This is a genomic window from Bradyrhizobium sp. IC3123, from assembly GCF_020193625.1.
GTDB classification, from domain to species: Bacteria; Pseudomonadota; Alphaproteobacteria; order Rhizobiales; family Xanthobacteraceae; genus Bradyrhizobium; species Bradyrhizobium yuanmingense.
In genome coordinates this window covers 41,015-55,549 of sequence record NZ_JADYVF010000006.1, presented here as the reverse complement: position 1 = coordinate 55,549, position 14,535 = coordinate 41,015, and the positions used below count along the sequence as shown (strand labels likewise).

General features: G+C 65.0%; 14 protein-coding genes and 1 pseudogene. 6 read left to right on the top strand and 9 right to left on the bottom strand.

Annotation, left to right across the window (positions count from 1 at the left end; translation table 11 throughout):
• Nucleotides 1-41: 41 nt before the first annotated feature.
• From I6F20_RS20860 to I6F20_RS20850, 3 genes are all read left to right on the top strand, one after another.
• Nucleotides 42-1,502: a GH1 family beta-glucosidase gene (locus I6F20_RS20860; protein ID WP_225127646.1), complete on the top strand. Its 1,461-nt coding sequence runs from the start codon at nucleotides 42-44 to the stop codon at nucleotides 1,500-1,502.
• Between the two features lie 243 nt (nucleotides 1,503-1,745).
• Nucleotides 1,746-2,978, top strand: a complete 1,233-nt coding sequence (locus I6F20_RS20855; RefSeq protein ID WP_225127645.1) for an acetyl-CoA C-acetyltransferase — start codon at nucleotides 1,746-1,748, stop codon at nucleotides 2,976-2,978.
• Between the two features lie 345 nt (nucleotides 2,979-3,323).
• The gene (locus I6F20_RS20850) at nucleotides 3,324-3,626 is read left to right on the top strand and encodes an HU family DNA-binding protein (RefSeq protein ID WP_018320691.1); all 303 of its coding nucleotides are present in this window, start codon (nucleotides 3,324-3,326) and stop codon (nucleotides 3,624-3,626) included.
• Nucleotides 3,627-3,696: 70 nt separating this feature from the next.
• On the opposite strand, the gene I6F20_RS20845 is transcribed toward I6F20_RS20850, so the two are convergent.
• The 8 genes and pseudogenes from I6F20_RS20845 to I6F20_RS38395 form a co-directional block, all read right to left on the bottom strand.
• On the bottom strand, nucleotides 3,697-3,852 hold the full coding sequence (locus I6F20_RS20845; protein WP_225127644.1) for a hypothetical protein: 156 nt from the start codon (nucleotides 3,850-3,852) through the stop codon (nucleotides 3,697-3,699).
• Nucleotides 3,853-3,857: 5 nt separating this feature from the next.
• On the bottom strand, nucleotides 3,858-6,236 hold the full coding sequence (lon, locus tag I6F20_RS20840; RefSeq protein WP_225127643.1) for an endopeptidase La: 2,379 nt from the start codon (nucleotides 6,234-6,236) through the stop codon (nucleotides 3,858-3,860).
• Nucleotides 6,237-6,244: 8 nt separating this feature from the next.
• Nucleotides 6,245-6,628 carry an Hsp20/alpha crystallin family protein gene (locus I6F20_RS20835; RefSeq protein WP_024342525.1) on the bottom strand — a complete coding sequence of 128 codons (384 nt, stop codon included), beginning with the start codon at nucleotides 6,626-6,628 and terminating at the stop codon, nucleotides 6,245-6,247.
• Between the two features lie 168 nt (nucleotides 6,629-6,796).
• Complete coding sequence (locus I6F20_RS20830) at nucleotides 6,797-7,363, bottom strand: YciE/YciF ferroxidase family protein (RefSeq protein WP_036042072.1); 567 nt, start codon at nucleotides 7,361-7,363, stop codon at nucleotides 6,797-6,799.
• 104 nt (nucleotides 7,364-7,467) lie between these two features.
• The gene (locus I6F20_RS20825) at nucleotides 7,468-7,674 is read right to left on the bottom strand and encodes a hypothetical protein (RefSeq protein ID WP_036007833.1); all 207 of its coding nucleotides are present in this window, start codon (nucleotides 7,672-7,674) and stop codon (nucleotides 7,468-7,470) included.
• An 86-nt stretch (nucleotides 7,675-7,760) separates the two neighbouring features.
• Nucleotides 7,761-8,948, bottom strand: coding sequence for a carboxylate-amine ligase (locus tag I6F20_RS20820; protein WP_225127641.1), 1,188 nt, complete (start codon nucleotides 8,946-8,948; stop codon nucleotides 7,761-7,763).
• Between the two features lie 3 nt (nucleotides 8,949-8,951).
• On the bottom strand, nucleotides 8,952-9,770 hold the full coding sequence (locus I6F20_RS20815; protein ID WP_346276375.1) for a gamma-glutamyl-gamma-aminobutyrate hydrolase family protein: 819 nt from the start codon (nucleotides 9,768-9,770) through the stop codon (nucleotides 8,952-8,954).
• A 6-nt stretch (nucleotides 9,771-9,776) separates the two neighbouring features.
• Nucleotides 9,777-9,977: pseudogene (locus I6F20_RS38395) on the bottom strand (DUF3606 domain-containing protein); the annotation flags it as partial.
• A gap of 261 nt (nucleotides 9,978-10,238) precedes the next feature.
• Here I6F20_RS38395 and I6F20_RS20810 point away from each other — a divergent pair.
• Both I6F20_RS20810 and I6F20_RS20805 read left to right on the top strand, forming a co-directional pair.
• Nucleotides 10,239-10,892, top strand: a complete 654-nt coding sequence (locus I6F20_RS20810; RefSeq protein ID WP_193374969.1) for an L-fuculose-phosphate aldolase — start codon at nucleotides 10,239-10,241, stop codon at nucleotides 10,890-10,892.
• Between the two features lie 13 nt (nucleotides 10,893-10,905).
• Nucleotides 10,906-12,693, top strand: a complete 1,788-nt coding sequence (locus tag I6F20_RS20805) for a chloride channel protein (protein WP_225127638.1) — start codon at nucleotides 10,906-10,908, stop codon at nucleotides 12,691-12,693.
• Nucleotides 12,694-12,699: 6 nt separating this feature from the next.
• Here the strand turns inward: I6F20_RS20805 and I6F20_RS20800 are convergent, their stop codons facing one another.
• Entirely contained in the window at nucleotides 12,700-12,951 is a 252-nt protein-coding gene (locus I6F20_RS20800) for a DUF2798 domain-containing protein (RefSeq protein WP_057026603.1), read from the bottom strand.
• Nucleotides 12,952-13,008: 57 nt separating this feature from the next.
• Between I6F20_RS20800 and I6F20_RS38390 the strand changes: the two genes are divergently transcribed.
• Complete coding sequence (locus I6F20_RS38390; RefSeq protein ID WP_518513064.1) at nucleotides 13,009-13,662, top strand: hypothetical protein; 654 nt, start codon at nucleotides 13,009-13,011, stop codon at nucleotides 13,660-13,662.
• Nucleotides 13,663-14,535 lie beyond the last annotated feature (873 nt).

The following is a 14,535-nucleotide window of genomic DNA, read 5'->3' as shown; positions in this document are numbered from 1 at the left end:
CATTGTGCCGGCCCGAAACGAAAAGAAGTGGAGCAGCATCAATGACGGAGGGGGTCTCGCGCCGCCGGTTTGCCAAGCTGGTGGGATTGTCCGCAGCTGGGATTGCGAGTCCCCTTGTCGCCGAAGCCAAGCCGGCTCGGCCGCCGCGCAATGCAGGCGGTTTTCCGGCGGGCTTTCTCTGGGGCACGGCGACCTCGTCCTATCAGGTCGAGGGCGCGGTCGAGGAGGACGGGCGAGGGGCCTCGATCTGGGACAAGTTCGTCCGCATCCCCGGCAAGATCGAGGACGGCACCACCGGCGACCGCGCCAACGAGCACTATCACCGCTACAAGGAGGACATCGCCCTCATCAAGGAGCTCGGCTGCAAGGCCTATCGCTTCTCGGTGGCCTGGCCGCGGCTGTTCCCGGACGGCGACGGCAAGCCCAATCCGAAGGGGCTCGACTTCTACAATCGTCTCGTCGACGAGCTCCTGAAGAACGGCATCGAGCCGTGGCTGACCCTTTATCATTGGGATCTGCCCCAGTCGCTCCAGGACCGGTTCGGCGGTTGGCGTTCGACCGAGACCTGCAAGATCTTCGGCGACTACGCGGCCTATGTCGCCGCGCACCTCACCGACCGCGTCAGGAACGTGTTCACGTTGAACGAGAGCGGGCGCTTCGTCTATTTCGGTTACGGCGTCGGCATCGACGCGCCGGGCTTGAAGCTGCCGCAAGCCGATGTCAATCAGATCAGGCACAACAGTGCGCTGGCGCACGGGCTCGCGGTGCAGGCGGTGCGCGCCCATGGCCGCCGCGGCACCAGGGTGGGGCCGGCGGAGAACATCGATGCCTGCGCGCCTGCCTTCGACACGCCGGAAAACGTGCGGGCCGCGGAGATCGCGCTGCGCGAGATGAATGCCGGCTACCTCAACGTCATCATGACGGGCCGCTATACCGACGCCTTCCTGAAATACGCCGGGTCCAACGCGCCGAAATACACCGATGCGGAGCTCAAGATCATCTCTTCGCCGGTCGATTTTCTCGGTCTCAACATCTATGCGCCGCAGAACTACGTGGTGGCCTCCGACCAGGGCGCGGGCTTCAAGCCGCTGCCGATCCCGAAATCGTTCCCGCACATGAATTCGGACTGGCTGCGCGTCGGGCCCGAGACGATCTACTGGGTGCCGAAGCTGGCGGCGAAGATCTGGAAGACGGATGCGATCTATATCAGCGAGAACGGCACCTCCGGCGACGATGTGGTGTCGCCCGACGGCAAGATCTACGACACCGATCGCATCATGTATCTGCGCAACTATCTCGCCCAGCTCCAGCGCGCCACCGACGAAGGCGTGCCGGTGCGCGGCTATTTCCTCTGGAGCCTGATGGACAATTTCGAGTGGGTGTATGGCCTTAACAAGCGTTTCGGGCTGTACCACGTCAATTTCGACACCCAGGTCCGCACGGCAAAACTCAGCGCCAGCTTCTACCGCAACGTGATCGCGAAGAACGCGGCGGGGGCGTAGCTCTTCTCCCTCTCCCCGTTCTTACGGGGAGAGGGCAGGGGTGAGGGGCTCTCTCCGCGAGTCCATCTGTCACCCTGTCACCGTTCTTGCTGAGGCTCCCCCTCACCCGGATTTTCCGCTGCGCGTAAAATCCGGCCTCTCCCCGCACGCGGGGAGAGGCGAAGGGCGAGCGCCGCACATTGACTCTCCTCTCCCCCTTATTCAAAACCGTTCTCAACACCCATAAACAAGAGGACGACGCCAATGCCTGACGCGCTGATCATTGATGCCTGCCGCACGCCGCGGGGCATCGGCAAGGCCGGCAAGGGAGCCCTGTCGGGCATTCATCCGCAGCAGCTCGGGGCGACCGTGCTGCGCGCACTCGCCGACCGCACCGGCATCGATACCGTCGACGTCGATGATATCGTCTGGGGCTGCAGCGCGCAGGTGGCAACGCAAAGCGGCGATCTCGGCCGCATGTCGGCGCTCGATGCCGGCTACGACGTGCGTGCCAGCGCGGTGACGCTGGATCGTTTTTGCGGAAGCGGCATCACCAGCGTCAACATGGCGGCGAGCTCGATCATGGCCGGTGCCGAGGATCTCGTCATCGCCGGCGGCTGCGAGATGATGTCGATGGAGGGACGCCGCGGCGGCGGTCCGATGATGATGGATAGCGGCAATCTGCGCCTGCGGGCACGGCATCCGCAGTCGCATCAGGGCGTCTGCGCCGATGCGATCGCGACGCTGGAGGGCATCACCCGAAGCGACGTCGACGCGCTCGGGCTGGAGAGCCAGAAGCGCGCCGCGCACGCGATCGCAAACGGCCACTTCAAGAACAGCCTCGTGCCTGTTCACCGCGAGGACGGCAGTCTGGCGCTGGATCATGAAGAATACCCGCGGCCGCAGACCACGATGGAAGGCCTCAGCAGCCTGAAGCCGGCATTTCCTGCCGTCGCGGACTACGCGCTCGACGACAAGGGCACGACCTATCGCGGCCTGATCCTGCAAAAGTACCCTGATCTCGACATCGACTTCGTGCATCACGCCGGCAACTCGTCCGGCGTCGTCGACGGCGCTGCCGCGATCCTGCTGGCCTCGCCCGCTTACGCCAAGGCCCATGGCCTTAAAGCCCGGGCCCGCGTGGTCGCGATGGCCAACATGGGGGACTCGCCGACCCTCATGCTGAACGCACCGGTGCCGGCAACGCGCAAGGTGCTGGCCAAGGCGGGGCTCACCATCGACGATATCGACCTGTTCGAGATCAACGAGGCCTTCGCCGTGGTGGCGGAAAAATATATCCGCGACCTCAAGCTCGATCGGGCCAAGGTCAACGTCAACGGCGGCTCGATCGCGCTCGGCCATCCCATCGGCGCCACCGGCTCGATCCTGATCGGCACGGTGCTGGACGAGCTCGAACGGCGCGACCTCAAGCGCGGTCTTGTCACCATGTGCGCCGCCGGCGGCATGGCGCCGGCCATCATCATCGAGCGCGTCTAGCCAATCGCCCACTGACTTTCTCCCCATTTTTACGGGGAAGAAGACCGGCGACCAGCGATCCGACCCTTATTTTTCAGGGTGAAACACGACCGGCCTCTCATAAAGAGGCCGGTCGTCGCTTGTCGAAAGCGGCGAATCAGTTCTAGCAAGGTTGCGTGCGGGCCTTTGAAACAAGGCAAAAACCGCTGCCCGAGGCTTCCTCCGCTCTGGAAGTAGCTAAAAAGCAGGGTTTTTTGTCACAGCAGGCCAGAAAAGCCCGTAATTTCGCGACAAAACTGTGCAGAAGGCTATAGGCCTTCAACGGTTGGTCTAATATGCAACCGGCAACGAATCAGAGGAGACACGATGCCGACCCAGATGTCCAAATCGCAATTGATCGAAAAGATTGCGACCGCCACCGAGCTTTCCAAGCGTGACGTCAAGAACGTCATGGAGACGCTGACCGACGTCGGCCACAAGGAGCTCAAGAAGAACGGCCTGTTCCTGGTGCCGGGCTTCGCCAAGTTCGTGGTCATCAAGAAGCCCGCGACCAAGGCGCGCAAGGGCACCAACCCGTTCACGGGTGAAGAGATGATGTTCAAGGCCAAGCCGGCCCGGAAGATCGTCCGCGCCCGCCCGGTCAAGGCCGCCAAGGACGCCGTGGGCTAACAACGCAAAGGCCCCCTCGAACGAGGGGGCCTTTTGTCTGGGGTAGCCGCGAGGGTTCGAGACGGAGGGCTCAACCCTTGCGGCGCTTCACCCGGACCGTAGCAGGCTGAAGCCGCGGCTCGGGTCCTGCGAGCCCATCGCGAATCCGGTCGATCGCGCGATCGAGCAATTGGCGCAGCCGCTGCGTCTTCCGCGACCGCTTCGCTATTTCCAGCAGTTTCTTCATCGCCTTTACTCCGCCGCTTCCTTGGCTTCAGCCGGCTCGAGCGCCGCGGCGATGGCTTCGTCGACGCGCTCCAGCCAGATGAACTCGAGGGTGTCCCGCGCGCTCTTCGGGATGTCGTCATAGTCCCGCTTGTTGCGCGCCGGCAGCATCACCCGCTTCAGGCCGGCAGCAGCCGCAGCCACCACCTTCTCCTTGATGCCGCCGACCGGCAGCACCAGGCCGCGCAGCGAGATCTCGCCGGTCATCGCGGTGTCACTCCTCACCGTGCGGTTGGTGAGCAGGGAGGTCAGCGCCGTGAACATCGCAACGCCCGCGCTCGGCCCGTCCTTCGGGGTTGCGCCCGCGGGAACGTGAACGTGGATGTCGCTCTTCTCGAACGCTTGCGGATCGATGCCGAGCTGAGAGGCCCGGCTCTTCACCAGCGTCAGCGCAGCCTGCACGCTCTCGCGCATGACGTCGCCGAGCTGGCCGGTCAGGATCAGCCCGCCCTTGCCGGGCACGCGCGTGGCTTCGATGAACAGGATGTCACCGCCGACCGGCGTCCAGGCAAGGCCGGTGGCAACGCCCGGAACGCTGGTGCGCAGTGCGATCTCGCCCTCGAAGCGCGGCTGGCCGAGCACGGTGGCGATGTCCTTTGCCGTCACCGTGACCTTCGCGGCCGTGCCTTCGGCGACCTGCACCGCGGCATGCCGGAGCACCTTGCCGATCTCGCGCTCGAGGTTACGCACGCCAGCCTCGCGGGTGTAGCCCTTGACGATCAGCTTCAAGGCTTCCGGCTCGATCTCGGCCTGCTCGGCCGAGAGGCCGTTGGCCTCCAACTGCCGCCGCACCAAATAGCGCCGCGCGATCTCCAGCTTCTCGTCCTCGGTGTAGCCGGCGAGGCTGATCAGCTCCATGCGGTCCAGCAGCGGACCCGGGATCTGGTCGAGCATGTTGGCGGTCGCGATGAACACGACGCGCGACAGATCGAAGGGCACGCCGAGGTAATTGTCCCGGAACGTTCCGTTCTGCTCGGGGTCGAGCACCTCCAGCATCGCGGCGGAAGGATCGCCCTGCACGCCACGGCCCATCTTGTCGATCTCGTCCAGCATCATGACGCAGTTCCTCGCGCCCGCCTTCTTGATGCCCTGGATGATGTTGCCGGGCAACGCGCCGATATAGGTGCGGCGGTGACCGCGAATCTCGGCCTCGTCATGCACGCCGCCCAAGCTGACGCGCACGAAGGGGCGATCCATCGCGCGCGCGATGGATTGGCCGAGCGAGGTCTTGCCGACGCCGGGCGGGCCGACGAAGCACAGGATCGGCGCCTTGCCCTGCGGGGCGAGCTTGCGCACCGCCAGATATTCGATGATCCGGCTCTTGATCTTCTCCAGGCCGAAATGGTCGGCATCCAGGATGGCTCGCGCCTCCTTGATGTCGATCGGCTTCTCCGCGGGCAGCGCCCAGGGCAGCTCGATCAGCCAGTCCAGATAGGTGCGGACCATGCCGGCCTCGCCGGCGGCCTCCGGCATGCGCTCGTAGCGGCGCAGCTCCTTCTTGGCATGCGCTTCCGCCTCCGGCGGCATGTTGGCCTTGGCGATCGCAGCCGTCAGCTCGGTGACCTCGGCCTGCTTGCCGTCGCCTTCGCCCAGCTGGCGCTGGATCGTCGCCATCTGCTCGCGCAGGATCGCCTCGCGCTGCCGCTCGTCGAAGGAGGCCTTGGTCTGCTGGCCGATTTCGTTGCTGATGCGCAGCACCTCCAGCCGCTCGGCCAGGTGCTTCGACACCTTCTCCACGCGAAGAGCGAGGTCGATGGTCTCCAGCACCTCCTGCTTGTCCTGCGGCTTGATGTCCATGAACGAGGTTGCCAGATCCGCCAGCGCGCCGGGCGCGCTGGTGCCCTGGAACATCGCGGCGAGCTCGGGCGGCGCCTGCGGCAGCAGCTCGATCGCCTCGATGGCCTGGCGCTGCAGGTTCAGCGCGCGGGCCTCGATCTCGGGCGAGGTCGTGGTCGGCTCGGGGATCTGCTGGAAGCGCGCGGCCGGGAACGGCGTCCCCGGCAGGAAGTCGAGGATGCGCGCGCGCTGCACGCCCTGGCAGACGATGTGATGGGTGCCGTCGGGCGCGGTGATGTAGCGCACGATGTTGGCGATGGTTGCGACCCTGTAGAGGTCGTCCGGCCCGGGGTCATTGGTCTCGGGGCTGCGCTGCAGGACGATGCCAATCGGCCGCTGCTCGCGCAGCGCCTGCTGCGCGGCGGCAATGGACTTCGCCCGGCCGATCGTGATCGGCGCGATCGCGCCGGGAAACAGCACCATCTCGCGCACGGGGACGATGATCAGCGCGTCGTCGGGGATCTTCACGTCGTTATTGCTTTGTTCGTTGTTCATCTGTTCGGTGGCCATGATCGACCTCAGGATTTCGCGAGGCGCAGTGCGACGCAGCCGTCCATCACGAAGCGGCTGATGGCGTAACGGCCGAGGGGCAATGCAATGCGGCGCTCAAAACGCCCTTGCGGCAGCTCGAGCCGATGGATGCGGGCGTTGCGAAGCTCCGGCGGGAGGGTGCGCTGACCCGAGATGACGAGCACGCCGTCATGGATGACGGTCTCGACATTGTCCGGATTGACGCCGGGAAGCGCGACCAGGATCAGGAGCTCACGCTCGGTCTCGAGCACGTCGATCGGCGGCTCCCAGCAGGCTTCCTGGCGGCCGAACTGCTGGCGCAGCCGATCGGCGCGGGTCAGCGAGTCCAGGGCTTCGGACAGCATCCAGTCGAGGGGATTTTTGGGTTGCATGATGCAGGCTCTGGGGTGGGAAAGCCTGCATATGGGGCCGGTTCCAAGGAAATCCAGTATGGAAATCCAGTGCAGTGGCGCTGATGTGCCATGCGCCGCCGTGCGATCAAGGCAAGCGAACGCCGCGGCATGCGGCCGCGACGTTCCGTTCATTGGCAGGGCGCGGGCTCAGGCCGCCGCGCGGTACTCTTGTTCCGCTTCGAGGTTGATCACAGAGGTGGCGAGCTCGGTCAGCGTCTGATCGGTCGCCTCTTCCTCGTCCAGCGTCTCCTGGAGCAGCCTTGCGGCGTCCTGCATGCCGAGCTCTTCGGCCCAGGTGCGCAACGTGCCGTAGCGGGAGATCTCGTAGTGCTCGACCGCCTGCGCTGCCGCGAGCAGTCCGGCATCGAGCGCCGGCGCGCCCTTGAACTCCTTCATGATCTCGGCGCCCTCGTCGGCAATGCCGTTGATGGCCTCGCAGGGCTTGCCGCGTGCCGGCTTGCCCAGCATCTTGAAGATCTGGTCGAGCCGTTTGACCTGGCCCTGGGTCTCACGCAAATGCTTGTTGAAGGCGGCCGTAAGCTCCTTGGAATTCGCGGCCTTGGCCATCTTGGGCAGGGTCTTGATGATCTTGTTCTCGGCGAAATAGATGTCCTTCAGCGTCTCCAGAAACAGGTCGCTGAGCATCTTCGGCGCCTGACGCGGCCGGCGCGCCGCGGTCTTCTTTGTCGTGCGTTTCTTCGCTCGTTTAGCCATACGTCCTCCTCATGAGGTAACACGGGAAGGCCTCGCCCTCCTCAATCCTCAGGCGATCAAAGCCGCGCCATGAATGAAAGTTCCAAACTGCAACCGGCGAAGGCTCAGGTCGGGCGCTTGTAGGGATCTTCCTGGCGCTGCCGTGCCTCGGTGTTGCGATCGAGCTGCGCCCGCTCGCTGCGGCGCAAGTTGCCCGCCTTCATCACGCCGTAAACGAGCGCCCCGCCGAGCACGAACGCTCCGATGAACCAGAGCCAGAGCATCTGGGCCGAGGCGTGGCCCAGGAGCATGCTAATGCCGCTGTCGCTCATGATTGGTCTCCACGATTGTCCATTGCTATCACGCTGAGCTAAGTCGGCGGTCGAAACCTCGTTCCATGCGACCGCAGCCGGAGACGTCAGACCGGGTCGGTCAGCGGTTGCCGCACCGCTTGCGCTTTCGGCTCGCCGCCCCGGGCGGTGAAGTCTCCGGCTTCGGTGGAAGTCCGCAGCCATTTCGTCACGTCGCTGATTGCTTCCCGCGGCGAGTGGCCGAACTTGCGCAAGCCGCGAAAATATTCGAGCTGAAGGTGGGCCGACGTGCCGCGCTTGGGGATCGACTTCAGATGCTGGATGTCGTCTTCGATGCCGAGATGGTCGACGTGGGGTGCCACCATGGCGATCACCGAATCGAGCCAGCTTCTGAACGAGACCGGCTCGAACGAGACCAGGTCGATATAGGTGCCGTCGGTTCCGTAGCGCTGGGCGCGCCAGCGATTCTCCTCCACCAGCGCGCGGTGCACGGCCGAATAGGTGGCGTTCAGCTCGGGATGGTGGACGGCGTGGCGGACCAGCGCGCGGAACAGCGCCGCGATCGCCACCGAATCCGCGATCGCCGTGCAGCAATCGGTGATGCGCAGCTCGAGAGTCGGATGCTGCAGCGAGGGCCGCAACGCCCACCAGACATAGGTGGCGTTGGGGATGATGCCGGCATCGACCAAGGTCTTCACGTAGGTCTCGTATTCGGAAAGGTTCCGAAACATCTCGGGAAAGCCGGTCCGGGGGAGGGCATCGTTGGCGGCATTGCGGTAGCCCAGCAATCCCGTCGGGTAGCCGCACCAGAACGGCGAGGAGGTCGAGAGCGCCAGCAGCAGCGGCAGGAACGGCACCAGGCGGTGCATGATCTCGACGCGCAAATCGGGCTCGGGGACCTCGACATGGATGTGCAGTCCGCTGATCGGGTTGCCGAGGCCGACCATCCCGAGATCGCTGATGACCTTGCTGTAGCGACGCTTGCGCGTCATGCGCTGCTGCTGCGGCTGCGCCAGCGGGTGTGTGCCGGCCGCGATGATGCCGACGCCGTGGTCCTTGCCGACCTCGGTGAGCACCGCGCGATAATGCGTGAGCTCGGCCAGCGCATCGGCCGAAGACGTCAGCGGCGGGGTCGCCACCTCGATCTGCGATTGCAGGATTTCGGTGGTCAGCCGCTCGCCGAGCCGCTTCTGCGCCGCGGCCATGTAGGGCTTGGGCAGCTCGGATCGCGGCGCCGCGGACTGGCGGTTGACCAGAAAATATTCCTCCTCGATGCCGAAGCGGTAGCGGTGCATCGCCTACGCCGCCCCTTGTGCCTTGGCGTGGCGGCGAACCGCGTCTCCAAAAGCCGCCAGAATGCGCGCCGAGGCGTGGTCGGAGCTCGCCCAATAATCGGGATGGAAAAGCGTGCCGAGCGCAAAATCGCTGGCGCCCTCGACGCTGACGGCCTCGATCGAGCCGTCGTCGGCGACGGCCTCCGCGACGAGACCCGGTGCGAGATCGGCGATCAGGAAGCTGTGCAGCGAATTCACTAGAATCGAATCCGCGCCGCAGATCTGCTGCAGGACGCCGCCCCTGCGCAAGCCCACCTTCTGCCGCAGCCGATAGCGGGCATCCTCGTTGTCCGCGTCGGGCGTGCCATGGCGTTGCTCCTCGGGCAAATCGTCTGGCTCTTTCGCCAGCGTGCCGCCGAAAGCGACGTTCAGCTCCTGGAAGCCGCGACAGATGAACAGAGCGGGGATGCCCCGCGCCAGCGCCCGCGGGATCAGGCGCAGCGCGACCTCGTCGCGGAATTCGTCGAACGGGCCGTCACGCTTCTCGTCGACCGTTTGTCCATAGCGGGACGGATGGACGTTGGTCTGTCCGCCGCCGACGAAGAGGCCGTCGAGCCTGTCCAGATAGGCATCGATGTCAGCCTCCGGCGCCGCGGGCAGAATCCGCGGCACGGCGCCGGCGACGAGGCCGACCGCATTGACGCAGACCATCGAAACGGCGGCGAGCTGTTCGCCGCGCGCGACCATGGAATCGGAGAGAATGCCGATCTGCGGTGCGCCGCTGCGCCCCTGCCACTGCCCGCGCGAGGCGCTACGCCGCCACTGCTGAAGGCCGTACGCCACGGCATCCGCTGCGCTGCCGAATTGATGAATCGCCGCCTTGAGCTCTCTGACGTTTGTCCCTAATCGAAGTGCCCAACGGCTGCAGGCAACGGGATCGTGCGGATCAATTCTGGAACGGGGCTCGTGCAATTGCTTCGGCTGCTTCTGTTCGTGTATCGATGCACAGTGAAACGGCAATCGTCGGGAATGGTTGCTTTGCGATTGCACCGTTCGATCTCATTGCCTCCGCACCAGCCTTAACTTTTGTTATGGCTCTCGCGCGTCCTCGGCATGCTGCTCGCCGCCTATCCGTGCAGTTCGTCATCAACGGGGTCGGTCCGGATCGGCCTGCCCCAGTAGCTGCGACAATCTGTTAACCTGTCGCTATCCCGTTCGGCCGGAGTGTCGCGGGATCCGGGACGCTTTCGCTTGCACTGTCATGTTGCTTTGACGTAACTCGGTCCAACAAGCCCTCGACAGGAAATCGACATGTCGATGACAGCGGACGAGCTCGGCAAGAGACAGGCCATTATCGACGCCTGCCGGCGCATGAACGCGCTCGGCATCAACCAGGGCACATCGGGCAATATCAGCGTCCGGCATGTGGACGGCCTCCTGGTCACGCCGACCAGCGTGCCCTATGAGGCCATGCGTCCGGACCAGATCGTCTTCATGGCCATGGACGGCTCGCACGCGCCCGACCAGAAGCCGTCGAGCGAATGGCGCTTTCATCGCGACATCCTGAAGTCGCGGCCCGACGTCAACGCCGTCGTGCATGCCCATCCGACCTATTGCACCATCCTGGCGATCATGGGCATGGAGATCCCGCCCGTGCATTACATGATCGCGGCGGCGGGCGGCGACAGCATCCGCTGCGCGCCCTACGCGACGTTCGGAACGGCGGAGCTGTCCGAGCACGCCGTGCGGGCGCTGGAGGGCCGGCTCGCCTGCCTGCTCGATCATCACGGCATGATCGCGATCGGCAAGACCCTGGACAAGGCGATGTGGCTGGCGGTCGAGGTCGAGACGCTGGCGCGGCAATATCACGGCTGTCTGCAGATCGGACAACCGCCGCTGCTCCCGAGCGAGGAGATCGAGCGGGTCCGTCAGCGCATGGCCGGCTACGGCCTGTCGGAAGGGTAGGGCGGGCCAGACGGTGTTAGTGCGGATCAAACATCTCGTGGATCGCAAGAAGACGAACCGCACCATGGTTCGGCTGCGCGCCCTGCTGCGCAGCAACGAGTTCTACCTGATCCCGCTGGCGCTCGTGATCGGCACGCTCGCGGGCGCGGTCGTGACGCTGATGGCCCACATCGCGCAGATCGCGCATGTCGTGATCTACGGCATTCCCATTGACGTCCACCTGTCGGCCCACGCGAGCGTCAGCCCATGGGCGGCACTGATCGCGCCTGCGCTCGGCGGGCTGGTGCTCGGAATCATGGAATGGTCGCGGCGGCGCATGAAGATATCGAACGCGGTCGATCCGATCGAGGCAAACGCGCTGCGGGGCGGCAATCTGTCGATGCGCGACAGCGGGGTGGTCGCAGGCCAGACCCTGATCTCGAACGGCTGCGGCGCCTCCGTCGGCCTCGAGGCGGGCTACACCCAGATCGGTTCGGGCATCGCCTCGTTGATCGGCAAATTCTTCAATCTCCGCCGCAACGATCTGCGCCTGATGGTCGGCTGCGGGGCCGCGGCGGCGATCGCGGCGGCGTTCGGCGCGCCAATCACCGGCGCCTTCTATGCCTGCGAGCTGATCGTCGGCGTCTATGCCGTAGGCAGTGCCGCGCCGATCCTCGCCGCCTCCCTCGCGGGCGCCTTGACCGCGCAATGGCTGGGCGGCGCGCCATACTCGCTGGAGATACCCAAGGTCAGCGCCGTCGGCGTCGAGCAATATCTGGCACTGATCGGGCTCGCCCTCATCACCAGCGGCGTCGGCATCGCCGTGATGCGCTCCTCGCCGATGTTCGAGCGGCTGTTCGCCTGGATGCCGGTCTGGCTGCGTCCTGTGATCGGCGGGCTCATCGTCGGCGGGTTCGCCATCATCACGCCGCAGGTTCTCGCGGCCGGCCATGGCGCCATGGTGCTCGATCTCTTCCACGACATGACGATCGGCCTGATCGCGCTGATCATCGCCTTGAAGGTGACGGCCTGCCTGATCTCGCTCGCCTCCGGCTTTCGCGGCGGCCTGTTCTTCGCCTCGCTGTTCGTCGGCAGCCTGATCGGAAAGTTCTTTGCCGCGGTGCTGCTGCTCATCAGCCCGAACTTCGCGATCGATCCGCTGGTGGCGATGTTGACCGGCATGGCGACGCTCGGCGTCGCCATCGTCGGCGGCCCGCTCACGATGTCGTTCCTCGTGCTCGAGATGACACGTAACGTCGACGTCACCGCCGTGGTGCTGGCCGGCTGCATCGTAACCTCGATCTGCGTGCGCTTCATGTTCGGCCATTCCTTCTCGACCTGGCGCCTGCATCTGCGCGGCGAGACCATCCGCAGCGCCAACGACGTCGGCTGGCTGCGCAATCTCACGGTCGAGCGCCTGATGCGCTCGGACGTCGGCAAGGTGCCCTCGACCACGACGATCGCCGCCGCGCGCCGCGAGTTCGCGCTCGGCTCGCGGCCGGGAATCGTCATCGTCAACAATGCTGACGAATATATCGGCCTCGTCCTGCTGCCCGATTTGTTCTCCAGCGACCTTGACACCATCGCCGACGACATCCAGGTGATCGAGCTCGCCCGCCTGATCGACGTCGTGCTGATCCCGGAAATGAACGTGAAGTCGGCGATGGCGGTGTTCGACGAAGCCGAGGCGGAGATGCTGGCGGTGGTCGATTCCACCGACAGCCGCAAGGTGGTCGGCTTCCTCACCGAGAGCTTCGCCCGCCGCCGCTATGTCGAGGAGATCGACAAGGCGACGAGAGGCGTGCTGGGGGCGCTGTCGTAGGCGAGGTTACCGGCCGGGTGGCGCCTCGACGAGCCAGGCCACGATCCGGCGGACCAGCGGCAGCACCAGGAGCAGGATCGGGAAGGCGACGAGCCAGGACAGTCCCCAGGCGCCCGGCCAGGTCGCCAGGAACGCCGGCGTTGCCCCCAGGCTCCGCAGCGTCGAAATGACCGATACCACCGCCGTCATGAGGGTGGACAGCACGAATGGCATCACGATCGGCGCATAGCGCGCCGGCAGTTTGCGAACCACGATCATCTGGTTTCTCTACGAAAGGACGCGTCGATCACGTTGAACCTGGGTTGAACCCGGAAAATGGCATCGATCCCGACGGCGTCGGTTGATGCGTTGGTTCACGTAAACGCTTACGGCGGCCGAAAACGGCGCGGCTGTTCATTAACCGCTCAGGTTGGCTGGTTCAAGCTGGGTCTGATGGTTCGGGATTTACAATCGTTCAAAGCGTGGCAGATCGCCGCGATCATGAAACCATTTCAGTGGTTTGCGGATTATAGATCGTTTGCTTATGTTTGTTTGGGCGAGAACAGAGGAAATTCGAACATGAGTATTGGACCCGTGATTTCCGCAGCCGGCCGCAACACGATCGTGGTCGCGCTCGCTGGCCTCGCCCTGATTGCGGCTTCCGCATCCCCGTCTGCAGCGGCGTCGGCCGGGAGCCCGGACGCCAAGTCGGCTGTCAAGGCGGTCGTTGCCGGCCAGGCTGCCTCCGACGTCACCGATTTCAGCTCGCACCGGCGGCGTTACTATCGACGCGGGCCGAATGCCGCGGGTCTCGCCTTCATGGGCATGGCCGCAGGTCTGATCGGAGGCGCGATCGCCGAGAGCCGCCGCCGCGAATATTATGAAAACCGCTATTATTATGGCTATGGCCCGCGTTACTACGGCGGCCCTGGTTACTACGGCGGTTCCGGCTACTACTACGATCCGGGCTATCGTTACGCACCGTACTGAGCGCTCCAGGTCTCGACGAGCTCAATCTCGTCTCTCGTAGCCCGGATGGAGCGAAAGCGTAATCCGGGGCTGCGCGCTCGGCATCTTGCGCTGTCCCGGATTACGCTGGCGCTCCATCCAGGCTACGGGACCGAGGTGTGTCGCGGCGCTGTCAACCCGCTCGCGCGAAAATATTCCGCTTTACCGAAATTCGGAAATATCGTATGTGTCGCCCATCCCGGCTCAATCTCGAGGGGCGATCATGCGGTCGTCATTGTCGCGAGCCGGGCTTGCGGTGGACGCGGCAGCGTCGTGTACGAGAGCTGAGGGCAGGGCGGATTGCTCTCCGTGAGCCCCGAGGCTTCGTACGGACGAGCGGCGCTGTCAGGTTCGTCGCGCCGGCATTTCGATGGCAACGTGCACAACGCCGTCGAACCCTGCGGCGCCAACGGACCGCGCGTACGGCAAAACCGTGTGGTCCTGGCCGTCGTTGCTACGGTCAAGCTCTGGCGAATGCGGCATTGGCGTCAACCGGCGCGGCGCCGGCGACTTTCGCGGGAGCGAGGGAGGCCAGAGGGAACTCGGCTCCCGGGAGAGCGCGGCATAAGCCGTCCGACCATCGCGCAGGGAAGGCCGTGTGTTGGGCTTCACCTGTATGCTGCTGTGCGGTTCTTCCTGCGTGTGCTCTAGCGCAGCGGACCGCGGGTGCCGCCGGCACCAGGCCTTCCCTGCGCCCTCTTGGCTATGAGGGCGGCGAGATCAAGCAAAGCTCGGGCGAAATGCGCTGCGGGGCCGAATACGCACGTCTGCGTCCACACATTCGGTGTCATCGCCCGGCTTGACCGGGCGATCCAGTACTCCGAGACGCCAGTGATTGAATCGAGAGGCCGCAGC